20 protein-coding genes, 1 tRNA gene and 1 rRNA gene are annotated in these 22,974 nt (G+C 38.3%); 12 read left to right on the forward strand and 10 right to left on the reverse strand.

Annotation, left to right across the window (positions count from 1 at the left end; genetic code table 11):
• The first annotated feature begins 81 nt into the window (after nt 1–81).
• From rrf to recA, 5 genes are all read left to right on the forward strand, one after another.
• Nucleotides 82–193, forward strand: a 5S ribosomal RNA gene (gene rrf / locus BMY50_RS26555).
• A gap of 182 nt (nt 194–375) precedes the next feature.
• Nucleotides 376–1,986, forward strand: a complete 1,611-nt coding sequence (locus tag BMY50_RS26560) for a S8 family peptidase (RefSeq protein ID WP_093332554.1) — start codon at nt 376–378, stop codon at nt 1,984–1,986.
• An 80-nt stretch (nt 1,987–2,066) separates the two neighbouring features.
• Complete coding sequence (locus BMY50_RS26565) at nt 2,067–2,270, forward strand: hypothetical protein (protein WP_093332557.1); 204 nt, start codon at nt 2,067–2,069, stop codon at nt 2,268–2,270.
• 90 nt (nt 2,271–2,360) lie between these two features.
• Nucleotides 2,361–3,038 carry an endonuclease III gene (nth, locus tag BMY50_RS26570; RefSeq protein ID WP_093332560.1) on the forward strand — a complete coding sequence of 226 codons (678 nt, stop codon included), beginning with the start codon at nt 2,361–2,363 and terminating at the stop codon, nt 3,036–3,038.
• 57 nt (nt 3,039–3,095) lie between these two features.
• Complete coding sequence (recA, locus tag BMY50_RS26575) at nt 3,096–4,091, forward strand: recombinase RecA (RefSeq protein WP_093332565.1); 996 nt, start codon at nt 3,096–3,098, stop codon at nt 4,089–4,091.
• Between the two features lie 47 nt (nt 4,092–4,138).
• On the opposite strand, the gene BMY50_RS26580 is transcribed toward recA, so the two are convergent.
• Nucleotides 4,139–4,342, reverse strand: a complete 204-nt coding sequence (locus BMY50_RS26580) for a hypothetical protein (RefSeq protein ID WP_093332568.1) — start codon at nt 4,340–4,342, stop codon at nt 4,139–4,141.
• 12 nt (nt 4,343–4,354) lie between these two features.
• On the reverse strand, nt 4,355–5,374 hold the full coding sequence (gene tsaD / locus BMY50_RS26585; RefSeq protein ID WP_093332571.1) for a tRNA (adenosine(37)-N6)-threonylcarbamoyltransferase complex transferase subunit TsaD: 1,020 nt from the start codon (nt 5,372–5,374) through the stop codon (nt 4,355–4,357).
• 33 nt (nt 5,375–5,407) lie between these two features.
• Between tsaD and BMY50_RS26590 the strand changes: the two genes are divergently transcribed.
• Nucleotides 5,408–9,817 (forward strand): translocation/assembly module TamB domain-containing protein, encoded by a 4,410-nt coding sequence (locus BMY50_RS26590; RefSeq protein ID WP_449406641.1) that lies wholly within the window; start codon nt 5,408–5,410, stop codon nt 9,815–9,817.
• A gap of 49 nt (nt 9,818–9,866) precedes the next feature.
• Here BMY50_RS26590 and BMY50_RS26595 read toward each other — a convergent pair whose 3' ends face one another.
• The 3 genes from BMY50_RS26595 to BMY50_RS26605 all read right to left on the reverse strand — a co-directional run bounded on the left by BMY50_RS26595 (nt 9,867) and on the right by BMY50_RS26605 (nt 13,101).
• A complete protein-coding gene (locus tag BMY50_RS26595; protein WP_093332577.1) occupies nt 9,867–11,081 on the reverse strand; it encodes a bifunctional 3,4-dihydroxy-2-butanone-4-phosphate synthase/GTP cyclohydrolase II in 1,215 nt (404 codons plus the stop codon).
• Between the two features lie 74 nt (nt 11,082–11,155).
• Complete coding sequence (locus tag BMY50_RS26600) at nt 11,156–12,634, reverse strand: LptF/LptG family permease (protein WP_093332579.1); 1,479 nt, start codon at nt 12,632–12,634, stop codon at nt 11,156–11,158.
• Between the two features lie 86 nt (nt 12,635–12,720).
• The gene (locus BMY50_RS26605) at nt 12,721–13,101 is read right to left on the reverse strand and encodes an START-like domain-containing protein (RefSeq protein WP_093332582.1); all 381 of its coding nucleotides are present in this window, start codon (nt 13,099–13,101) and stop codon (nt 12,721–12,723) included.
• A 105-nt stretch (nt 13,102–13,206) separates the two neighbouring features.
• Here BMY50_RS26605 and BMY50_RS26610 point away from each other — a divergent pair.
• Nucleotides 13,207–13,280, forward strand: a tRNA-Met gene (locus BMY50_RS26610).
• A gap of 167 nt (nt 13,281–13,447) precedes the next feature.
• On the opposite strand, the gene BMY50_RS26615 is transcribed toward BMY50_RS26610, so the two are convergent.
• From BMY50_RS26615 to BMY50_RS26625, 3 genes are all read right to left on the reverse strand, one after another.
• Nucleotides 13,448–14,809: a Gfo/Idh/MocA family protein gene (locus BMY50_RS26615; RefSeq protein ID WP_093332583.1), complete on the reverse strand. Its 1,362-nt coding sequence runs from the start codon at nt 14,807–14,809 to the stop codon at nt 13,448–13,450.
• A gap of 136 nt (nt 14,810–14,945) precedes the next feature.
• Nucleotides 14,946–15,776 (reverse strand): CvfB family protein, encoded by an 831-nt coding sequence (locus BMY50_RS26620; protein WP_093332585.1) that lies wholly within the window; start codon nt 15,774–15,776, stop codon nt 14,946–14,948.
• 25 nt (nt 15,777–15,801) lie between these two features.
• Nucleotides 15,802–16,203 (reverse strand): lipocalin family protein, encoded by a 402-nt coding sequence (locus BMY50_RS26625; protein WP_162276684.1) that lies wholly within the window; start codon nt 16,201–16,203, stop codon nt 15,802–15,804.
• Nucleotides 16,204–16,363: 160 nt separating this feature from the next.
• Between BMY50_RS26625 and BMY50_RS26630 the strand changes: the two genes are divergently transcribed.
• The 5 genes from BMY50_RS26630 (at nt 16,364) to BMY50_RS26650 (ending at nt 21,398) form a co-directional block, all read left to right on the forward strand.
• Nucleotides 16,364–18,190 (forward strand): DUF4670 domain-containing protein, encoded by a 1,827-nt coding sequence (locus tag BMY50_RS26630; RefSeq protein ID WP_093332589.1) that lies wholly within the window; start codon nt 16,364–16,366, stop codon nt 18,188–18,190.
• A 323-nt stretch (nt 18,191–18,513) separates the two neighbouring features.
• Entirely contained in the window at nt 18,514–19,512 is a 999-nt protein-coding gene (locus tag BMY50_RS26635) for an SPFH domain-containing protein (RefSeq protein WP_093332592.1), read from the forward strand.
• A gap of 20 nt (nt 19,513–19,532) precedes the next feature.
• A complete protein-coding gene (locus BMY50_RS26640) occupies nt 19,533–19,763 on the forward strand; it encodes a hypothetical protein (RefSeq protein WP_093332594.1) in 231 nt (76 codons plus the stop codon).
• A 35-nt stretch (nt 19,764–19,798) separates the two neighbouring features.
• On the forward strand, nt 19,799–20,590 hold the full coding sequence (locus BMY50_RS26645; RefSeq protein ID WP_139202341.1) for a hypothetical protein: 792 nt from the start codon (nt 19,799–19,801) through the stop codon (nt 20,588–20,590).
• Nucleotides 20,591–20,630: 40 nt separating this feature from the next.
• Nucleotides 20,631–21,398, forward strand: coding sequence for a DUF6620 family protein (locus BMY50_RS26650; RefSeq protein WP_093332598.1), 768 nt, complete (start codon nt 20,631–20,633; stop codon nt 21,396–21,398).
• Between the two features lie 61 nt (nt 21,399–21,459).
• Here the strand turns inward: BMY50_RS26650 and BMY50_RS26655 are convergent, their stop codons facing one another.
• Nucleotides 21,460–21,981: a methylated-DNA--[protein]-cysteine S-methyltransferase gene (locus BMY50_RS26655; protein ID WP_093332600.1), complete on the reverse strand. Its 522-nt coding sequence runs from the start codon at nt 21,979–21,981 to the stop codon at nt 21,460–21,462.
• 78 nt (nt 21,982–22,059) lie between these two features.
• Nucleotides 22,060–22,935 carry a diacylglycerol/lipid kinase family protein gene (locus tag BMY50_RS26660; protein ID WP_238383900.1) on the reverse strand — a complete coding sequence of 292 codons (876 nt, stop codon included), beginning with the start codon at nt 22,933–22,935 and terminating at the stop codon, nt 22,060–22,062.
• Nucleotides 22,936–22,974: the final 39 nt, after the last annotated feature.

Here is a 22,974-nt window from a genome sequence, read left to right on the forward strand (position 1 = left end):
TAGCCCGAAGCTTTCTCAAGCAGCAGCAGACTGTTGTCTTCCTGTTTTTTTTCTTCCGGTATATATGTCATATAAAGATATTCGGGTGCCTATATCGGCGGTGTCCACCTCTTCCCATACCGAACAGAGAAGTTAAGCCCGCCAGAGCCGATGGTACTGCAGTAACATGTGGGAGAGTAGGTCGGTGCCACCTTTTACTGGGCCGTACAGCATTGCTGTACGGCCCTTTTTTTGTTACAGCCCAATGAAGTGGAACACCTTCCCTTCTTCTGTAAAAATATCCCTGCACATATGCTTTCCCGGCCGCTATTGAATAATTTGTGCTATCTTTAAGCGATACTATTTTTATTGCTTGCATCTGTTATAAATTTATACATGAATTTCTTAAAGTCATTATTATTCACTTCTCTATTTATCTTACCTCATTTAGTTTTTTCACAACCTAATAAACCAAAACCAAATTGGCAAAATTTGGACCTTCAGGAAGATGGAGTTCCGGGCATGAGTACGGAAAAAGCTTATAAAGAGTTGTTAAATGATAAAAAAGGTGAGCCTATAGTAGTAGCGGTTATCGATGGTGGTGTGGATACGAAACATGAGGACCTCGTAAATAAAATGTGGGTCAATAAGAATGAAGTGGGAAGTGACAGTGTAGATAATGATAAGAATGGTTATGTTGATGATATATATGGATGGAATTTTATTGGAAATGCTCATGGGGAAAATGTTCAATATGATAATATGGAACTTTTACGTTTAATTAAGGAGTTGCACCCTAAATATATTTCCGTATTGCCAACTACGCCACTGGATGAAAAGGAAAGACGTGAGTTTATTGCTTATCAGAAAATGAATACTGATTATATGGGTAAATTGCAGATCGCCCAATTGACCGAAAGAGTGATCAAAGCGTTTAAAAATCAAGTCGATTCAATTGTGGGTAACATTGGTTCGGACGCACCGACACAAATGGAATTTAAAAGATATAAACCAAAGAATAAAATGGAGGGAAGGACCCTTTCTATGATCAATAAGGGGATGGAAGAGGAAGGCGACTTTAAGAAGTTCTATGACGAATTAAAAGAAGGGGTGAAACATTATGAGGCGGAGGTGAATTATCATCTGAATATGGACTATGACCCTCGGGGAATTGTTGGTGATAATTATGAAAATGGAAAGGAACGAATTTATGGAAATGCAGATGTAAAAGGACCAGATGCTTTACATGGTACACACGTGGCCGGAATTATAGCTGCAGATAGGAATAACGATGTTGGTATTAAAGGTGTAGCTGATCATGCAAAAATTATGGCTATACGTGTAGTGCCAGATGGTGATGAAAGGGATAAAGATGTTGCCAATGCTATTTATTACGCGGTTGATAATGGCGCAAAAGTAATTAATATGAGCTTTGGTAAGCCTTATGTTAAAGACAAGCAATTAGTTGACAGCGCCGTACGTTATGCTGTATTGCAAGATGTTTTAATCGTTCATGCTTCTGGGAATGAGGGGGAAGATAATGACATAACGCAAAACTACCCAAATAGAAATTATGTTGATAGCTTAGGGTTAAATAAGGGAAAAGCTGAAAACTGGATAGAGGTGGGGGCAACTGGGTGGAAATATGATGCTTCACTTGTAACAGACTTCTCAAATTATGGGAAAAAGAGCGTGGACGTCTTTGCTCCTGGATTGGATATCAATTCAACCATCCCTGAGTCTAAATATAAAGTTGAACAAGGCACTAGCATGGCAGCCCCAATGGTAAGTGGTGTGGCGGCGCTCATTTGGTCATATTATCCATCGTTTAAGGCGGCAGACATAAAGAAGATCATCCTCGAATCCGTAGTGAAACCAGTACATAAAGTAAAGGTTGTACAGAATAAAAATAAACGAAAAGTCTTGATGTCTGAAATTAGTGTAACAGGTGGTGTTGTTAATGTCTATAATGCATTAAAGCTGGCGGAAGAGCGTTCCAAAATTTAATTAAAATCATTCATGTGAGCACAATATGGCAATGCGTTTTGCGTTAATAAATAATATCACTATTTAAAAAAATATAATCTATGGTTGAAACTTTTACATCAAAAATTAATGATCTTCTCGACAATAATCATGAGGTCTATGACGATCTCCAACTGAATGCCGAGGATAGGCTTTTCTACGCTATGTTAAATGAGCCTTTAAATGCGCTTTTAAAACAACCTTCTGTCGAAGCGGTTCATTCCATTTTAGATTTTTCCAGTAAGTATTCTGAGCAGAGTCATTAACGTTTAGGATTAAGATCGTTTAGAAAACTCTTTTTTAATCAACCAGCTTATCTGCTTTGGTTAAATAGAGATTTTGTTATAGGTTTGCGTATGCTAAAGAAAGATCGCTATCGGGAATTTGTTGCTTATTTCTCTTCACATAACCCAGATGCACAAACAGAACTTAACTATAGTAATCCATATGAACTATTAGTTGCTGTAATTCTATCTGCCCAATGCACGGATAAACGCATCAATCTGGTTACCCCTAAATTGTTTGAGCGATTTCCGGATGTTTACACACTAGCGATGGCTTCGGTTGATGAAGTTTTTAGTTATATTAGAAGCGTAAGTTATCCTAATAATAAGGCTAAACACTTAGTGGGTATGGCTACTAAATTAGTAGATAGTTTTAATGGGATTGTGCCGGCTGATGTGGATGAACTGCAGAAGCTACCTGGAGTAGGTAGAAAAACGGCTAATGTTATTGCTTCTGTCGTTTACAATGCACCTGCAATGGCTGTTGATACGCATGTATTCAGAGTAGCTAACAGAATAGGTTTAACGAATAATGCAACAACTCCCTTAGCTGTTGAGAAACAATTAGTCAAATTTCTACCAAAAGATACCTTGTCTATTGCCCATCATTGGCTTATTTTGCATGGACGGTATATCTGTTTAGCAAGGCGCCCAAAATGTGAAGAATGCCCAATAACCTATCTATGTAAATACTATGAGAAGGAATTTTTAAGCAATAAACAAGAAATAAAAGTAAATAAAATTCAATAATACTAAATATATTAGTATTATTGAATTTTATTTGTATATTTGATCAAAACATCGAAAATGAGTAATCAAGATAAACTAAAAGCGTTACAGTTAACATTAGATAAACTAGAGAAATCATATGGTAAAGGTACCATAATGAAATTGGGTGATTCGGCGGTTGAACCTATTGATGCTATTTCAACAGGATCTTTAGGTTTAGATATAGCGTTGGGTATTGGAGGTGTTCCGAAAGGTAGGGTAATAGAAATATATGGTCCTGAATCATCGGGGAAAACAACCCTGGCAACTCATATTATTGCGGAAGCTCAGAAAAAAGGAGGCATTGCTGCATTTATTGATGCAGAGCACGCCTTTGATAAATATTATGCCGGAAAACTCGGTGTTGATATTGAAAACCTATTGATATCTCAACCGGATAATGGAGAGCAGGCACTGGAGATTGCTGATAATCTTATTCGTTCTGGTGCCATTGATGTGATAGTGATAGATTCGGTTGCGGCTTTGGTACCGAAGGGAGAGATTGAGGGAGAGATGGGTGATTCAAAAATGGGCTTACAAGCTCGTCTTATGTCGCAGGCTTTACGCAAACTTACTGGCACAATTTCTAAAACAAATTGTTGCTGTATTTTTATTAATCAATTACGCGAAAAGATTGGGGTCATGTTTGGCAATCCGGAAACAACAACCGGGGGTAATGCATTGAAATTTTATGCATCTGTACGTCTTGATATTCGGAGAACATCACAAATTAAAGATGCTGATGAGGTGTCAGGGAACCGGGTGAAAGTGAAAATTGTGAAGAATAAAGTTGCTCCTCCTTTTAGAGTGGCCGAGTTTGATATTATGTTTGGTGAAGGGATCTCAAAGGTAGGTGAAATCATAGACCTAGGAGTTGATTTCAATGTTATAAAAAAATCCGGTTCATGGTTTAGTTATGGAGAGACTAAACTGGGGCAAGGGAGGGACGCTGTTAAATCATTATTGTTAGACAATCCCGATTTGATGGAAGAACTTGAGTCTAAAATTAAGACAATGATCTCTTCTGAAAATTAACATTAAATATAATAACGCTAACCATTTACTGGTTAGCGTTATTATATTTAATGATCTATTTGCTCATATTTTTCTCTATCCAATTCGCTTTTGCTAGCTTTTAAGGACGCCGCTACGGCAAAAACAACTAGGATGATAACCACAATTATCCCAAATATGCCCTTTTGCTTGTCTTTTTTCATTAGCCAGATTAAAAAGAGGATTAGTGGAATAGCAAAAATGCCAAAGAAAATTAAACTTGGAGCTCCCATTTTAAATGTTTTTTATTGTGAATGATTGACAGCCCATCTAGCTATTGGAGCTATTTCTTGAGATGCAAAATCTTGTTTTAAGTATTTGTGATAACCGGCAATAGCAATCATGGCGCCGTTGTCTGTACAGTATTCAAATTTAGGAATAAATACGTTCCAATTTTCTTTTTCAGCTAAACAAATTAAATCTTTACGCAAACCAGAATTGGCTGAAACGCCTCCTGCTATGGCGATATTGTTTATTTTTAATTCTTTCGCAGCAAGCGTTAATTTCTTCAATAGAATACTAACAATTCTTTTTTGGATAGAAGCGCAAACATCTTGTAGGTTATTTTCATTCTCAAGAAAATCGGATTGCTCTGATATTTTTTGTTGAATAAAGTAAAGTATAGAAGTTTTTAATCCACTGAAGCTGAAATCAAAACCTTTTATTTGAGGTTCTGGAAAGTTGTAAGCATCGGGATTCCCTAATTTTGCAAATTTATCAATGAGAGGACCTCCCGGGTAAGGCAGGTTCAATACCTTCGCACTTTTATCAAATGCTTCGCCTGCAGCATCGTCAATGGTTTGCCCAATTAATTGCATCTCAAAATAATCTTTCACCAATACGATTTGAGTATGTCCTCCTGATACAGTTAAACAAAGAAAGGGAAAAGCAGGTTTGGGATCTTCAATAAAATGAGCAAGAATATGTGCTTGCATATGATTTACCTCAATAAGTGGAATGTTTTTTGCTAAAGCAAAGGCTTTAGCAAAGGAAGTACCGACAAGAAGCGAACCCAATAAACCAGGCCCTCTTGTAAAAGCTATCGCATCTATATCATTTTTATGTATTTTTGCTTCTAGAATAGCAGTATGCACAGTTGGTATAATGTTTTGCTGATGAGCACGAGAAGCAAGTTCCGGTACAACTCCGCCAAACTTTTCATGTACTGTCTGGTTAGCTATAATATTTGATAGGATTTTTCCGTCTATACATATAGCGGCAGAAGTTTCGTCGCAGGATGATTCAATGCCTAAGATGGTTGCCAAAATAGATTATTTAATGTTTTAAACTACAAATTTATTAAAAAAGCCGCAAAAATAATATTGTATGTTTTTACAAGTACTTTAGTGCTTGTAATTGCTTTATTATTTGCCTTGCAATTCAAAGCAGTACAGACGTTTATATCACAGCGTGTTGCGACATATTTATCTAATGAACTCAATACCAAGATAAAAATTGAAGGGGTTTACTTTAAACCTTTTTCTTCTCTATTGTTAGAGAAAGTACTTATCGAAGATTTAGATCATGATACCCTTTTGTATGCAGAGGAGCTTAGGGCTGATTTGAATCTTCGCGGAATACGAAATAGGAAGATAAGCATCGAACAACTAACCTTATCTAAGACTAGTTTTTATCTGAAAAAGCAACTTGATTCTACCTCGAATCTTACTTTCCTCATTCGTTATTTTAGTAGTCCAAAAAAAGAAGAAAAAGAAGGCTCTTTTGTCGTCAACTTAAATAAATTGTCTCTCCGAGATATCAATTTTAGCTATAAAAACCTTTTGAACAAAGCGAAGAGCGACGGGATAAATTTTAATGATATAGCAGTATATCACCTAAACGGAGATCTTACAGATATTGATGTCGAAAACCACCTCATAAAGGCCCGGATAAAAAATGCCTATCTGAAAGAAAAAAGCGGATTTGAACTGAAAAAGCTTAATGCATTGGCAATCGTTGATAGTAATCGGATGGAGTTTAGTAAACTACATGCCGTTACTAATAGCAGTAACATTGGGGATTATTTGCGATTTGATTATAAAGATATTTCAGATTTCTCCGATTTTATTGAAAGTGTTAATGTGCTGGGTGTATTAAAAAATGCTAGAATAAATTCGAAGGATATTGCCTATTTCGCTCCATCTGTAAATATAACTAAGTTTGATGTTGGCTTGAATGGAGTGGTAAAGGGGAAGGTTGGCAACTTCAGTGGAAAAAAAATGCTTATAAAAACGGGCAAAACTACCTATTTAAAAGGAGACGTTCATATAGTTGGATTGCCTGATATTGATGAAACGATTTTTGATTTGGATCTTGAACAACTATCATCAAACTACGCTGATCTCGGTCCAATTATAACAGGTTTTAGCGGTAAAAACAACCTTAAGTTACCGGAATTTATTGAAACATTAGGTCACTTTAATTATGCAGGTAAGGTTCGGGGTAAATACTATCAGTTCCAATTGCAGGGAGCTCTGAAATCATCTGTCGGCATGCTGAAAACGGATTTAGCTATTAATCTTAAAGACAATTATACTTACCAGGGAGAACTGGAAACAGATAATCTTGATGTTGGCAAGCTATTTCAAAATACGGGCCTTGGTGATGTTTCTTTTGTATCCCGTATCGATGGACATGGTGCTACGATGGATGCTTTGAGTGCTGATATAGATGCGTCGATCAGGTATCTGGAATATAAAGGGTACAGCTACGAAAATCTTACCATGGATGGTCAAGTAGGAAACCGATTGATTCAAGGAGCTTTCACCATAAAGGATAAAAACTTAATAATAGATGCTAATGGCTCTGTAAATCTTCAGGATGACTTGCCTCTTATCACAGTACAAGCTGTGATGGAGAAAATTGATTTGAGGGAAATCGGGTTGTTTAAAGATTCACTTACTGCTCAGGGAAACGTAAATGCTGAATTTCAGGGGAATAATCTAAACAATATTATTGGTGCAATAAATCTCAAAGGTTTGGTGCTACGAAAACCTTCTTATACAACCGCTATTGATTCAATTGTGTTGGCAGCAAAGGGGATGGAAGATAAGCGAGTTATTTCGGTGAAGTCTGATATAGCAGATATTGTTATGAATGGTGAAATCGATTTAAACGCGTTTCCAGCCTATTTTAAATCAATAGCAAAGAGGCATATTCCGTCTTGGAAGGCAGATTTAAACCCAGGTGAGCAATCCTTTGATTTTGCCCTGACACTTAAACGGTCTGAACCTTTAACGGAATTGTTTGCACCTTCCATTAAGGTGCCCGATACAGTCGTGGTAAACGGGAAGTTTTCGACCATCGATCATATTGCAAACTTGAACGGCTATATACCAATGTTGGAAATTGGAAAAATTAAAGTAAAGGACGTTATCTTGGATGAGGTGGCAATGGATGAGTCGCTAAACCTTACATTAACGGCTGATAGAGTTAATATTACGGATAGTCTTTACGTTGACAATATTAATATATCAAATATTTTAAGCAATGACAGTTTACGTTTCAACGTCAAATTATCCGACATAGATGCGAAGAACCAATTAGACCTTAATGGATTAGTTGAATTTAATAGTAATGAGGCAGCTACATTAAGTCTTTTACCTTCGAACGTAGTTATTAATAAGGAAGAGTGGAAATTAGAAGATAAAGTGAATTTTGATTTTCATGAAGGCAATATTCATGTTAAAGGTTTTGAACTAGCAAATGGAGATCAGCATGTACACGTTGATGGTTTAATATCCAATAAAGAGACTGATGTACTGGATGTCAAGTTCGAAAAGTTTGATTTAGTCACGCTTGCCGGTCTAACGAATCCTTTGGGAATTGAACTGAAAGGGACATTAAATGGTGATCTCCAAGTATATTCTCTCTTAAAAAATCCCTATGTATCTGCAGATGTCAGTTCTTCTGATATATTTTATAATGATAGAGAAATCGGGGATATGGTATTAAAAGCAGATATGGACCCTGTTACTGATCTTGTTGGAATGAATATGGAAATAACGCGCCAGGAAGTAAAAACACTTAAGATTACAGGAGAATATAATGCAAAAGCAGCAACAAATAGCCTAAACTTACATGCTACGTTAGACGATAGTGAAATCGTTTTATTTGAACCTTTTCTGAAGAACTTGGTTTCTGATTTAGTTGGAAGTGTTTCTGCTGATATTGATATAACGGGAACCCCCTTTAACCCCGTAATAAGTGGCGATTGTCAATTTAATAAAACGAGTTTTACTGTTAATTATTTAAAGACAAGGTACACGATTAATGATAAAGTGAGTGTTCATAATAGCACTATTGAACTTCAGGAATTGACTGTCTTGGATCAGAATAATAACAAGGCAATAGCCAATGGCTCGGTAGATATGAGTAAGCCGACCGATCCTACTATTAATGTTCGCATAAAAGCCACTAACTTTATGGTGCTTAACACCACTGCAAAAGATAATGCTTTATATTATGGAACAGGTATTGGGACGGGCGATTTTAACTTCAAAGGACCTACAAGCAATATGGATATTGATATTAAAGCTTCCACTGAAGAAGGAACGATCTTTAATATACCGCTAAACGCCGCAGGCACCGTTAGCGAAAATGACTTTATTACGTTTGTGTCGAAAGACTCCACCTTCAGCAAACCAAAAAATTCTTATTTTGATGGTTTAACCTTGCATATTGACCTGGATATAAAAAGAAACGCGGAGGCAAATATATTTACTGATTTAGGAAAGCTATCTGGATCTGGTAATGGGAACATAACAATGAACGTCACAAGTTTAGGTGATTTTGAGATGTTTGGAGACTATGTTATTTTACAGGGAAAATTTACATTTACAGCCCAGGATTTTATTAATAAAATATTTGAAATTAGCAGAGGAGGAACTATTAGATGGACTGGTAACCCATCTGATGCCTTGATTAATCTCACAGCAGTTTACGAAGTAAGAACGAGCGTCCGGCCCCTGTATGTTGCTGCAGGAAGGGCAGGAACAGATCAACGAGTAGTTGCGCAGGCAGAAATGATGTTGGGTGGAAATCTTTTGCATCCGGAGATTAGTTTTGCAATAGATTTCCCGACGGATTCTTATGTTAAAGATGAATTACAAAATTATTTGAGTGATGCCAATAATATTAATCAACAGGCATTAAGTCTTATTGTACGTAGAAGCTTTGCGCCAGGAACGGGTACCGATCTGACGACTGAACTTAATAGTACGTTTTTAAGTGCAGGCACGGAGCTGGCATTCAATCAATTAAATAATATTATCGCACAGTCTTTGAATCTGAATTTTGTGGATTTTAATATTCGATCTTTTAATGAGGCGAGTGCTTCTATTCGGCTACTAAATAATAGGTTAATATTAACGGGGGGTGTTACAGATAGAAGAAGTGAGTTAAATGATTTAAATTTATTTAGTAATCAGGTGGCAAGTGATGTGGAGGCCTTATATGTAATACGAAAAAATGGCAATTTACTTTTTAGAGCATCGAACCGTTTAAATAATAGAAATTTTCTAAATCCTGATGATGAATATGTAAGTGCTTTAGGTTTAGTATATAGGCAAGAGTTCGATACGTTGGGGGAGTTTTTTAGGCGCATGTTTATGCTTAATAGAAAGAAGAGGAAAGAAGAGGAAACACCTTCACCGATACCAAATACAGAGGAAGATAATTCTCCTGTCAAAGGCAGTAAGGTCAATTAGTACTAAACGCCTATCGTATTTCATAGGCATTTAGTACCGTATATAAACATTAGGTATTTTTCATGATGGTGTGCCCCATCCGATCTCTTTTTGTGCGTAAGTATAACTCGTTATGTTTGTTTGATTGGATTTCAATTGGAACATTTTCGACCACCTCTAAGCCATATCCCACTAAGCCTGCGCGCTTTGTTGGATTATTAGATAGAAGTTTCATTTTTGTTACACCAAGATTTCTTAATATTTGAGCTCCTATTCCATAATCGCGCAAATCCGGACTGAAACCGAGTTGGATATTAGCGTCTACAGTGTCTAAGCCGTTTTCTTGTAGATTATAGGCATGCAGTTTATTTATTAGCCCGATGCCTCTTCCTTCTTGGTTCATATAAACAACAACGCCCTTGCCTTCTGCTTCGATCATTTCCATTGCTTTGTGTAATTGCGGACCGCAATCACAACGACATGATCCAAAGATGTCTCCAGTTAAACAAGAACTATGAACCCTTACTAAAATTGGCTCATCGGCTTCCCAAGACCCTTTGATAAGGGCTAAGTGCTGTTCGCCTGTGTTCTTCTGCTTATATGCTACTAAATCAAAATCCCCCCATTCAGTCGGTAATTTGACAGAAACTTCTTTCGTGATGAGCGAGTCTTTCGTTAAGCGATATTCAATCAAATCTTCAATAGAAATGATCTTTAAATCGAATTTCTTTGCAACTTCAATAAGATCAGGCAAACGGGCCATCTCTCCATCATCTTTAAGAATTTCTACTAATACACCTGCAGGTTCGAGTCCGGCCAGACGTGCTATATCAATTGCAGCTTCCGTATGCCCTGTTCTACGCAATACGCCTCCATCCTTTGCAATCAACGGGAAGATGTGTCCAGGTCTGCCCAGCTCTTCTGGGGTAGTATCAGGATTTATTAGTGCTTGTATTGTTTTTGATCTATCGGAAGCAGAAATGCCTGTTGTACAGCCATATCCCTGTAAATCCACGGATACCGTAAAATTCGTTTCATACACAGCAGTATTTTGACCAACCATAGGGCTAAGTTGAAGCTCCTGGCATCTCTGCTCCGTTAAAGGAGCACATACCAGTCCTCTGCCATGCGTTATCATAAAGTTGATTACCTCAGGCGTTGCTTTGCTAGCTGCCGCAATAAAGTCACCTTCATTTTCACGATCTTCATCGTCTACAACGATAATAACTTTTCCCGCCTTGATATCTTCGATTGCTTCTTCAATCGTATTTAAATGGAAACTCATTAGTATATGGTGTTAAAAAATTATACAAAGATAAGACTGTTGGTACAGACCTACATAATAAGAAAGTCATCTGTTTATTTTGCACCCCCGTTTTTGCTAGCCTTTTTATTAAAAAACGCTTTTAATTTGCTGAAGAATTTAGTTACAGCCAATTTGTAACTTTCGATATCAAAGAGTGCGGAATCCGTTGCTGCTTTATAAGTCAAAAATATACCCAGTGGAGTTAAGACGATGATGGCCATCCATATTCCCAAAACGGGATCAATATTCCCTTCCTTTGCAGATTTTTCTGCAACTGTCGAAATAATATGATAGATCAGAAAAAATATAATAGCCATCACAACAGGAAGACCAAGTCCACCTTTCCTTATAATGGCCCCAAGTGGAGCACCAATTGAAAACAATAATAGACAAGAAGCTGCTAACGTGAACTTCTTCTGATATTCAATAATATATCGAATAATTGTTGAGCCAAAATCCTTGTCGGATTTTGATTTCATTTCCAATACTTCCTTTATATATCGCGTATCAGTTAGCGAATTATTAATAGCCATCAAACGTTTATCTGTAGGAATGATTTCTTCAAAAGATTGCTTATAATGAATGGTAGATTTTCCGTTTTGTAATGGCTTATTATGAGAGGCTTGATAGGTGTTGAACAGTTTATAGTTTGACTTTATTTCGTTAAAAATTCTACCTCTAATACTATCTAACATTCTAGTTGTGGAATCAGTGTAGTACTTGAGCTGTTTTAGATTCAGCATCATAGAATGGCTGCTAAAAAGCTCCTGATCTGTTCTTTTCATTTGAAAGGTAGACATGTCAAACTTTTGTTCAGTTTGCTTAAAATAGTACCTTGTATATTGTTGCCGTGGGTTGTATGAACGGTCTCCAGCAGTTGTTTCTTCATAGCGTACGCCGTCTTTTAGCTTTAAGATCATGTAATTATTATCGCGTGAATTATACATCACGCCCTCTTTAGCTAATAGAACATTTGTTCCCCTTGATATATTTCCGTGTTGATAAATGATCAGATTATAGAGAATGGTTCCGTCTTTACTCTTGTTCTGTGCACGGATTGAATACCCAGGAATGCTACTATTGAAGATACCATCTTTTATCAAAAAGTCGGCCTTTTTATTTCGTACGTCATATAATAACGATCCCATCTTTAAATTAGTTATGGGAAGTATATAATCACTAAAAAAGAAAGAAGATATACTAATGAATCCCACTAAAATAATAAGTGGCATCATGGCCTTTCTAAGGGAAATACCTGCTGCTTTAATGGCTACTAGTTCATAACTTTCTCCTAGATTACCAAATGTCATGATAGACGACAGTAGCATAGCTAAGGGCATCGCCATTGAAATCTGAGCAGCAGAAGCATACCATAAAAGTTCTAAAATAACATACCATTCAAAACCTTTACCTATTAAGTCATCGATGTATTTAAATAGAAATAACATCAATAACACAAACATGACGATGAAAAAGGTGACTATAAAGGGTTTAATAAACGCCTTTAAAACGAGCACATGGACTTTTTTCATTTAACAAACATACCTCTATTCTACTCCACAACTTTCCAGCCAAAACCAATCGGGTGAATAAACTGTTGTTACAAAGGTAAAAAAAATTATGCTCCTCCTAGTACACTTAATAGGTATTGAATCTGGTTGTTCCAAATTAGTTTTCTCTCTGCTTCATTTTCTTCTAGCGCAAAGTCTGTGATGGCAAGGGCTAGGTCATTTGTCAATTCGTCTTGTAAAATTTCCAATTCGAAGTAATAGGGAGCATCATCTAACCAAGCAAATTTTACACTTTTATATTCTTTGGCATTTACGAGCTTAGCAGGGTGGGTTTCGTTATCCCATATGAAGTTATATTTATTATCTCTAAAGACAACATCGTCTGCAAACCATTGTGATAAACCATTAGGTTCGCTTATAAATGAATATAATATTTTTGGAGACGATTTTATCTCATATTCTAACTGCATTTTCCTTTTTTCTGCCATAGCGGTTTAGGATAATAAATAATTGTGAAAATACTTTTTTAACTTTTTTTCTAAAGAAAAGGAAAATAAACTATATTTGCAAACCCAAAAGGAAAGGGTAAATAAGGCGGGGTAGCTCAGATGGTTAGAGCGCAGGATTCATAACCCTGAGGTCGGCAGTTCGATCCTGCTCCCCGCTACAGAGGCTGATACGGAAGTGTCAGTCTTTTTTGTTGAGTAGCCTTTGGTATTGTGTAGATATTGCGCAGGCTTCTTATCCGCCAGCTGGCGGACGGCTTTCGATCCTGCTCCCCGCTACTAAGGCTAGTACGATGAGTATTGGCCTTTTTTATTGGCTTAGCTTAAATTACATCATATAGGGATGCTGCCAAGGCTGCCTATAAGGTCTTTTCAATAGCTTTGTTGCTTCGGGATCGTTAATACATGTCTTTTTTTGAGGATCATATTGAAGCGGCCGATTTAACTGCATGGATAGATTGGCTAGTATGCAACTAGCAGTTGATATGTGTCCCTCTTCAATATCTGCAACGGGTAAATGGTCATTTTCAATAGCCGATAGGAGATTCCGCATATGTTGCCGCGTAGCCGGCGCTGTATGTAATTCAATTCTGGGCTCATTTAAATCCGCTGGAAACTCTTCCTTCTCATAAACGACATCTTTTGTAATACGATCGCCTTTCCCTATTGGGATAAACTCATACTTCATGACACTTCCCTTTAGCGTACCTTTATCACCATAAATTATAAATGCCCATGGATATTCGGGATCGGTTGGGTTTCCCCATGTCCGATGTTGCCATACACAGTTCAGTTCATCATATTCAAAAATGGCGGTTTGCGTATCTGCAATATTTGACTTTCCCTCTTTTTGAACATAGATCCCCCCGGTTGCACTAACCTGCTTTGGCCATTTAAGTTGCAACAACCAACGCACCGTGTCAAACATATGCACACACATATCTCCCGTAATGCCATTTCCATATTCCATAAAAGTTCTCCACCAGCTTCCATGTGGCAAACCGTCATATGGACGTAAAGGAGCAGGGCCAGTCCACATTTCGTAATCAAGAAAGTCAGGAACAGCCTCTAGGGGTGGATTCCCATTCTTTCGCATATGATAGTAGCAACACATTTCTACGTGTGATATTTTACCTAGCAAACCTTTATCTATCACACGCTCTTTAGCATCGACGAGATGAGGAGTGCTTCTCCTTTGTGTGCCTACCTGCACTTTTTTGTTGTATTTTCGTGCCGTGCTGAGTATTGCTTCTCCCTCCAGTACATCAACGCTAACGGGTTTTTGTAAATAAACATGTGCTCCTGAGGTCATTGCGTCAATAGCATGTCGCGCATGCCAGTGATCGGGAGTTCCAATGAGCACCAGATCCAATTTATGTTCTGCAAGCATCTTTCTATAATCTTGGTATAACTTCGGCACCTGCTTGGAGGCTTGTCGTTCACTGATCAATTTTCCAGCTTCCTCCAGATGATTGCTGTCTACATCGCACACTGCGACAACATTGACATCGCTGACCTGAATGAGTCTAAAAAGATCACTTTTCCCGTACCATCCTGCTCCAATTAAACCAACCCGCATGTTGTTGAATGTGCCTGGAAACGTTACCCCCTTAGCCTGCAGTGCAGTTAAAGTTAAAACAGCGCTCGCGCCTTGAATGAATTTTCTACGGTTCAGATGAAAGTCAGCCATAATCTATTGGTTTATTATTTTTTATCAGGAAACAAAAAATGAAGATAAGGTTTATTTAACTATTTTCCGCCAAAGAAATAATAAGTGTGCATTTTGCAAAATGGGCAGGCAATAATGTTGTTCAATGTTAATTCATCTATTGATCGGCTAAGAGTTGGATTTGATAATCACTAAGCGTGATGAGCCTTTCTTTATATAGTCCGCCGATGGCCTTCCTAAAAGCATTTTTGCTGATCTGGAAGCGTGCCTGAATTTCTTCGGGTGTGCTTTTGTCGCCCAAGCCTATCGTTCCTCCCTCGCTCTTAAGAGCACGCAGGATCACCTTTTTGGTGTCAAGCACATGGCTAAAACCCTGTGGACGCAGGCTGAGGTCTATCTTGCCGTGAATATGTATGTTTTTGATCCAACCCTTACAGCTGTCGCCGATGGCGACATTGACAAATAATTCATTGCGGTACAACGTTCCTATGTGACGATTGTTAATAATTGCATGGAAGCCTAGATCAGTTTCTTCGCTAATGAGCAGTTTTACTTCATCCCCTACTTCAAAATCACCTTCTTCGATATATTTATGTAGCCACGACGATGCTACTATACGTTGATTCAACTCATCCGGGTAAAGATAAACGATATGCTTTTCACCCTGACGCATCGGTCTCTGCTGCTCTTTAATCGGTACATATACGTCTTTGCTGATGCCGAGATCTAAAAAAGCGCCGTCCTCACCAACGTCGACAACCGTTAAACAGGCAAAATCACCAACCTCTGCAAACGCTTGTTTGGTAGTGGCCAGAAGCTGTCCGGTCATGTTCAGAAATACAAAAACAGTAATAGTGTCGTTTACTTCTGCGTGCGGGGGCACCTCGTCGGATGGTAGTACGATTTCATTTTCCCCATCGGATAAAATTAAGCCATCGCTCTTCTTTCCCACTATCCTAAGGATGTTATATTTTCCTACTGCTGTCATTGTTTCTAAGCCTTTCTCTTAAGTTTTATCTCCTTTCAATTTGAAATTCGGTTTCTGCACCGTCAAAATTAGTTTTATAGAAAATGGCATCATCATCCTTAAAATGCAATACCTTATAAGTAACTATTCCGCGATTATCTGTACATGTTATAATGTTATTATCCAGCGTAAATCTTCCAATAAAACCAAGACCAGTACATTGGTTTTCGTCGGCATATTGGCCCTGTGTCTCAAATTGTAAGTATGAAGTTAAATTGCATGAGTCTATATTGGTCGTAAATTTATCGCCTATTTTTATTTTAGTTGTATACCATTTGCCAGCAAGTTCAGCATAGCTGGGAGCGTAGCCATTCTGATGTTCTATTTCGTCTTTACCACAAGAAGTGAAAACAAGAAAGAGAGCGGTAACCTGTAAATATTTGAGCATTATGTTTTTTGTTTCAAACATAATAAATTATAATTTAACAAAATTTTGCACAGTATAAACAATATATTTGTATATCATAGGATCATCGGAATGTGTCTAAGTAAGGTACATACGACTGATTGTGCCTTTTGCATGATTAGTTATCGATAGACAAAACCATATGACTAATAGACTTCTTCTTTTTTTATGGATACTATTTTATTTCTCTAGGGTTAATGTTTATGCCCAAGTGAAGGAGGATCTCGGACAACTTTTGGAAAAAGCCTATACAGCGCGACTCAAAGCAGACTATGACAGCAATCTTTATCTACTGAAAGAAGCCGAGAAAATCAGGAAACCGAAGCAGGATCCCTTATTATTGGCCAAGCTGTATGGAGAACTAAGTAAGCAGTATTTGATCAGCACAGACTACGATAAAGCTAAAAGTTATGCAGAAAAAAGCCTTCGAACAGGCCAAAAAGCCAAGGATGCATTAACAGAAGCTTATGGATATATTGCGGTATCCTCCTATTACAACTATCTGGAGATTGGGAGTCTTGCTGTAAGCAATGCCCAACAAGCTTTAAAGCTTCTGAAGGGTAAGCGTGACTTTTTCCTTCAATCCCGCGCATATTATATTCTTTATGGGGTTTATTCCGGTTGGAATGATGCTGCTCTCAGTGAAAAGTATGCGCGCCTTTCCATAGATGCTGCAATAAAGGGAAGGAATAACGAGATGCTTTCCAATGCCTACTCTGCCTATTCCGTAGCTATGGAATATCGTTATGGTCAAACCAAAGAACAAAAATACTTAGATAGTATGAAACTGTATCTCCATAAATCGGTGGATGTCTATAAACATTCTCCGGAGACAGTAGGTGTGCGTTCTTATGCTATCGCCAACATCAATCTGGCCAATTATTTTTTTACCTATCAACCCCTTACCGAACAGTCCACGCAGGATAGCATTCTGTATTATACAGACGTTGCTCGCCGTTTCTCCCAGGCGTCCGACAAAAATTACGTTATCATGGGTAATGTTAATGGTCTTTTGTCTGAAGTTGCTAGTTTACAAGGCAATAGCCAAATGGCGGAAGCCTACCTGATGGACTCGTATATCCATCTTACAGCATTGACAACGCCTTCTTATTATACGCTTTCTAATGTTGCTCAAGGATTGAGTGACTTGCACAGGAAACGTGGTGATTATGAAAAAGCATTATTCTATCAAAAGAAAAAAGAAGGGTTCAATGATAAGATCTTCAATGAGACACAGATGCTGGCGGCGAAGAAGTTGGAGGCACAGTATGAAAATAAAAAGCTTTTAGAAGATATTAAACTGACCTCAGAAAAGGCTAAAAGTCAACAGATGCAAAACATATTGTTGGCAGGTATTTGCATACTCTTGTTGGTGAGTTTATTGTTGCTGAGATACTCTTTCAAAAATAAAACGCAATTACAGGAGGAAAAAGCCTTGCGACTGCAGCAGGAAAAGAATGATGCCGAGCGCAACGCACAGCTTCAATCTAAAATGCAAGAGGAGGAGCAGGCCCGACTGCAAGCAGAGCAACAGCTCCTGTTGGTACAAAAAGAACAGATGCAGAAAGAGGCAATGGCCGATGCGTTACAGATTGAGCGCAAAAACCGCCTGCTGTTACAGATGAAAGACAAGTTGAAAAAATTAGAAACCGAACATAATACAGGTTACGTAGAAAGGGTTATTAGAGAAGAAATGCGTTTGGAGGAAACCGTAGAGCGTTCGGCAAAAGAATTTGAGAGTATCAATCCCGTGTTTTTTCGTATGCTCAAGGAAATGTCCGACGACAGACTCACTCTATTAGAACTCAAACATTGTGCATACCTCCATCTCAAGCTTAACACCAAGGAGATTGCTGCTGCTTTTTACATCGAACCAAAAAGTGTGCGTGTCAGTAAGTACCGAATCAAACAGAAGCTTGGATTAGATAAAGATATCGATCTAGATGGTTTTTTACAGAATTTAGGGTGATTAGGTGCAACAACAGCAATAACGAAACAACAAAGACCCGATGATGAACAACAATTGGGTAACGACATTTCTGACTTCTTCCTGAAAAATCAAAATCCTCTTTTACAGTGTCTTATATAAAGACGCATTACGCTTGTAGTCACTTTGTAGCCGATTATTTTAAAACATGTAGCCGCTTTGCAGCGTTCATAACTTGGAAAAAGACTGTCTCTGTAAGTACATTTGAAAATGACTGTTTTAGTCTGTCAGGTTAAGTAAATGAAATACTTTGAGGCTAGTAGATCGGTTAAAATGAATGACTATTTTATTATAAAAGAAAGATTATGAGTATGCCAACATCAAAATTACCTTTTCTGGAGGTCATTGAATGGGTCGAGCACGATCCTAACATTATGATGTGGAAAATCGCAGATGGAGATAAGGAAATCAAAAATGGTGCAAAGTTGATTGTAAGAGAAAGCCAGTCTGCTATGTTTCTGAATGAAGGTACCATTGCGGATATTTTTGTACCGGGTACTTATACGCTCCATACACAAAATATACCTATTTTATCCCGTTTAAGAGGTTGGAAATACGGATTTGAAAGCCCATTCAAGGCGGATGTTTACTACTTTTCGGTTAAGCAATTCGTCAATCTCAAATGGGGTACACCTGCGCCTGTCATTTTGCGAGATCCGCAATTTGGACAGGTGCGTGTTAGGGCTTTCGGTACTTACAACGTGCGTATTACGGATGCTGGACGATTTTTCAAAGAATATGCAGGGACATATCCGAAGCTTACCGTATCTGAGTTTGAGCGGCAACTGCGAGACTTTATCGCCCCTCAATTCAGCGAGGCGCTGGCACTTTCTAATATTTCTGTATTGGACATTGCCGGCAATATCTCATCACTAAACAAGCGTATAGAACCCCTAATCCGCCCATATTTTGAAGATTTTGGTATCGAGATTACCCAGTTCACGCTTACATCAGCTACACTTCCCGATGAAGTTACTCAGTATTACGATAAGGTGACAGGAATGAATATGGTTGGCAGTGATCTAGACAAATTTCAGCAATTTAACACCGCCATTGCCGTCAGCCAGGAAGGCAGCCCTGTGCAGCAAGGAGCACAGCAGGGTGTTGCTTTGGGTGTGCTGATGGGACAAGTGAATCCTAGCCAGCAAAATGTACAAGGCTCTCAACTAACTACACCTGCTTCCGCCGAGTCCAAAGATGAACCTACCATCAAACTGCAGAAAATTAAAGTCCTCTTTGAAAACGGACTGATCGATGAGGAGGAATACAAGGCGAAAAAGGCAGAAATATTATCACAATTATAAATAAAACAGTCAGTTTGGTTATGGAAAAACCCTTATCACTTGTTGCACGTATGAAGCAAAATGCCCTTCAGCAGAAACGGGAGGCATTTGTAGAAAAACAGGCTGGAATGGATACAATTACCTGCCCTAGCTGTGGAGGCGGTCGTGCTAAAGAGGATGGTATTACCCGATGTGCCTATTGTGGATTTGAGTTTATCTCTCACATGCTTTCCGACGGGATTCATATTAAAGATAGCGACAATTCAAAATAAAATAGACCTTAAAGCATGAACTCGAAAAAACAGCTATGATGAACTTTTTTAACTTCAATAAAGAAAAGAACCAAGCGGCCGATTCTACTGGAGGAACGCCACTGACCCAAAGGCTTCAAACTTTTTTGGGTAAATTGCATGCAAGAGCAGAAGAAATGCATGCCGAAGTGCAAGATTCTGCACAAAGCGTAGCTGATGCGGATAGCGATCCTTTTAAAAGAAGTTATTTACAATTTAAGGCGGGTATGATTGCGCAGTTTAACGCGATTATGCAAAAAGGGAGTGGGGTATATCAAAAGGAAGTTGTACCGAAGGCATCTCCTATGGAGTTAATGGCCCTCAGTCAACTATTCAACGACTGGAATATCAGCGTCTTAAACATGATGACCTCTGCTTTTGACCATGTGGTGGAGCGTGATTTAGAACGGGAATATAGGGAAATCATGGAAGAATATGAACGTTATAAAGATCGTTTCCATTGCAAACAATGTGGCGGTAAATTGGAGATACATACCTTTTATTTTACAGCTACCTATATAGCATGTCCATACTGCCGGACACAGAATACCTTTGACCCGGGTACCAAAGTTCGTATGGCAGAACATCTAGCGCGCCCACTTGCGGAGCTTCGCTGTAGGGGAGACTACGAAACATACAAACAGCAGCGTAAATTGCTTGGCGCAAAAGGTGCCGAGGAAAGCTATCGTGCTTATGTATTCGCGCTTATTGGTGAAATGGATAATATTCTTCCGGGCCTGGAAACGCAACATCAAAATTTTTGTAATAGGCTTTTGGATGATTACCAACGTCATGAAGTATTTAGATAACCAGCACAAATAACAATTTTTCACTAATAAATCCATTATCATGTTTAAGAAATTTTTTAAAGACCTCAGCGGAAATTTGGAAGATATTGCAAAAAATGTCTCAAAAGGACAGCAAGATACCGATACTAACGACGAGATACTCAAGGCCTACGCGAATGGAGATATGAATAAAATCTTCGATGTAGGTGCGGCCTCAGCAGGCTATACCACCATGAATACGGCGACAGAAGATCCTAATGATCCGCAATTGCAGCCTGTTCACGGTATTACAGTCTTTGACTATGCTGCCGGAGCGGCGAAAATTGGCGAAGGTTGTACAGAAGAACAGATCTGCCGTGCACTCGGTGTAGAAAGGCCTCAATGGGATGAAGCGCAGACCACTTGGAATAACCGTATGCGAGACGATAAGACCTTCAATGTCATTAATGTTTATTCCAAATATTTTGGAATGGTCAAGGAGCATGAAAAACTAGAGGGATTAAAACCTGATAATGCGCCTACCACAACTGTGGTATCAGAAGACGCAGCTGCCAATTTGCAAAGACTAGAGACTGACAAGCATTATTTCTTTGAGATACAAGCTGCTATGCAGGCTGCTTACGACAATGGCATAGATGGTGCACAATGGTTAATAGACAACCTTGGTCTTACTGTCGCACAAGTCAATGGTTCGGGAACGAAGTGGATGAATGACTTTAACACGATGGCCCAAATGATGGATTATCAAGAACAGAAGAAAAAAGAATATAGCGAACGGTTTGCCAAAGAATCTGGAACGGGGAGCGTTGCCGATGATATCAATTTTTAGCATGATCGTCTATATGTGATCTACTGCGGCACGACCAATATCAATGGAAAAGCCGCAGTAGTTACCAAAGTGTTGGATTTCTCCTTGAATCTTCGAATTTCAGTAAGCGCGATTTGTTTTCCAATCCACCGGCAAAGCCAATTAATTTGCCAGACGTACCGATAACGCGATGGCACGGTGCTATAATCGATATCGGGTTTTTATTCGCGGCACCACCGACCGCTCTTACTGCTTTTGGAGTGCTAATTTGCTTTGCAATTTGACCATATGTTCGAGTTTCTCCAAAAGGTATAGTTAGCAACGCTTCCCACACTTTTTTTTGAAATTCCGTTCCTATAAAATCTAATTCCAGGTCAAAGTTTATCCGCTCCTTCTCGAAATACTCCTTTAGCTGTTTTGCTGTCTCAACGAGAATAGGGTGGTCATTGTATTCTTCACTTTCTCTTATTTGTATTCTTTGGGGATCATCATCCTCCCACAATACAGCAGCAAGACCTTTATTGCTTGCGATAAGTTTTAATTCTCCGAGAGGGGAATTTATCGTTTTATGATAGTAGTTTATGCTATTCTCTCTATGTGTCATTTTTTGCAAAAGATAATAATCTAATATTTATTTGTTTTACAATATGCTTTCATTAGGTAGGCTGTAGCTATGATTTTTCTATGTAATAAGAAGCAATGCTTTCGGTATTATTTTAGCCTCAATCTGATTCACTTTTCCGATATATTCTCCGTCTACTTGAAAAAATGTATTCTCCTTCATATGTAATACAACTTCTTTTGTATGTATAATTTCAGTTTTAAAAGGATTAGGAGGCGCCTTAAAATTAAACCACATTTTGAACAGTTCTATTATCGAAAACCATTTTACAATAACTATTTCAAATTGATCGTCAAATAAGGAACCTGTTCTGTTTATTTTTACACCTGTTCCATAGGTAGTGCCATTTGCCAATACCACCATTTCTGCTTTCCTATATTTTGTTTGTCCGTTTATAGTAATAGAGACATGCATTTTCTTATGCCTTTTTAGCGCCCTCCACGTAGCTCTAGCATATCCAAGCATTCCTCGTTCTTTTAATGATTGGAATTTTTTTACGATACGTGCATTTATTCCAATATCGGCAAGATGAATACTAAGTTCATTATTAATAGACAACGCATGGATCTCTTTCACTTCCCCCTTTACCATCAAGTTGAGTGCGATGTCCAGATTGGTCTTTAGATTAATTTCCTTGGCCATACCATTCGCAGAGCCGGTAGGAATGATAGCTAAAGGAATACCGGTGTGTAATAGACATTCGGCAACAAGCTTTACCGTTCCATCGCCTCCGACTGCTGCAACCCTATGGGGTTTACAGCGGTGTATTTCTTCTTTAATTGAGGCAAGGGTACAATTCTTTTCCAATTTATAAATATGCGCCTTATAACCAGTATCTTTAAAGTGATCTAGTATAAGTGCCGTATAATCTTGATTTTGGCTGCCTGATTTAGGATTTATAATGAAAAATAAAACCAGTGATTGCTCTTTGCTCATTTATGATGTCCTAATTTACTATAAAACCACAAAAGGTTT

It is taken from the genome of Olivibacter domesticus (genome assembly GCF_900109575.1).
In the GTDB taxonomy this organism is placed as follows: domain Bacteria; phylum Bacteroidota; class Bacteroidia; order Sphingobacteriales; family Sphingobacteriaceae; genus Olivibacter; species Olivibacter domesticus.

What these genes read in the sequence shown, in the direction of transcription:
- BMY50_RS26560 (WP_093332554.1), top strand. Translation starts at nt 376, where the DNA reads ATGAATTTCTTAAAGTCATTATTATTCACTTCTCTATTTATCTTACCT.
- BMY50_RS26565 (WP_093332557.1), top strand. Translation starts at nt 2,067, where the DNA reads ATGGTTGAAACTTTTACATCAAAAATTAATGATCTTCTCGACAATAAT.
- nth (WP_093332560.1), top strand. Translation starts at nt 2,361, where the DNA reads ATGCTAAAGAAAGATCGCTATCGGGAATTTGTTGCTTATTTCTCTTCA.
- recA (WP_093332565.1), top strand. Translation starts at nt 3,096, where the DNA reads ATGAGTAATCAAGATAAACTAAAAGCGTTACAGTTAACATTAGATAAA.
- BMY50_RS26580 (WP_093332568.1), bottom strand. Translation starts at nt 4,342, where the DNA reads ATGGGAGCTCCAAGTTTAATTTTCTTTGGCATTTTTGCTATTCCACTA.
- BMY50_RS26595 (WP_093332577.1), bottom strand. Translation starts at nt 11,081, where the DNA reads ATGAGTTTCCATTTAAATACGATTGAAGAAGCAATCGAAGATATCAAG.
- BMY50_RS26600 (WP_093332579.1), bottom strand. Translation starts at nt 12,634, where the DNA reads ATGAAAAAAGTCCATGTGCTCGTTTTAAAGGCGTTTATTAAACCCTTT.
- BMY50_RS26605 (WP_093332582.1), bottom strand. Translation starts at nt 13,101, where the DNA reads ATGGCAGAAAAAAGGAAAATGCAGTTAGAATATGAGATAAAATCGTCT.
- BMY50_RS26615 (WP_093332583.1), bottom strand. Translation starts at nt 14,809, where the DNA reads ATGGCTGACTTTCATCTGAACCGTAGAAAATTCATTCAAGGCGCGAGC.
- BMY50_RS26620 (WP_093332585.1), bottom strand. Translation starts at nt 15,776, where the DNA reads ATGACAGCAGTAGGAAAATATAACATCCTTAGGATAGTGGGAAAGAAG.
- BMY50_RS26625 (WP_162276684.1), bottom strand. Translation starts at nt 16,203, where the DNA reads ATGCTCAAATATTTACAGGTTACCGCTCTCTTTCTTGTTTTCACTTCT.
- BMY50_RS26630 (WP_093332589.1), top strand. Translation starts at nt 16,364, where the DNA reads ATGACTAATAGACTTCTTCTTTTTTTATGGATACTATTTTATTTCTCT.
- BMY50_RS26635 (WP_093332592.1), top strand. Translation starts at nt 18,514, where the DNA reads ATGAGTATGCCAACATCAAAATTACCTTTTCTGGAGGTCATTGAATGG.
- BMY50_RS26640 (WP_093332594.1), top strand. Translation starts at nt 19,533, where the DNA reads ATGGAAAAACCCTTATCACTTGTTGCACGTATGAAGCAAAATGCCCTT.
- BMY50_RS26645 (WP_139202341.1), top strand. Translation starts at nt 19,799, where the DNA reads ATGATGAACTTTTTTAACTTCAATAAAGAAAAGAACCAAGCGGCCGAT.
- BMY50_RS26650 (WP_093332598.1), top strand. Translation starts at nt 20,631, where the DNA reads ATGTTTAAGAAATTTTTTAAAGACCTCAGCGGAAATTTGGAAGATATT.
- BMY50_RS26655 (WP_093332600.1), bottom strand. Translation starts at nt 21,981, where the DNA reads ATGACACATAGAGAGAATAGCATAAACTACTATCATAAAACGATAAAT.
- BMY50_RS26660 (WP_238383900.1), bottom strand. Translation starts at nt 22,935, where the DNA reads ATGAGCAAAGAGCAATCACTGGTTTTATTTTTCATTATAAATCCTAAA.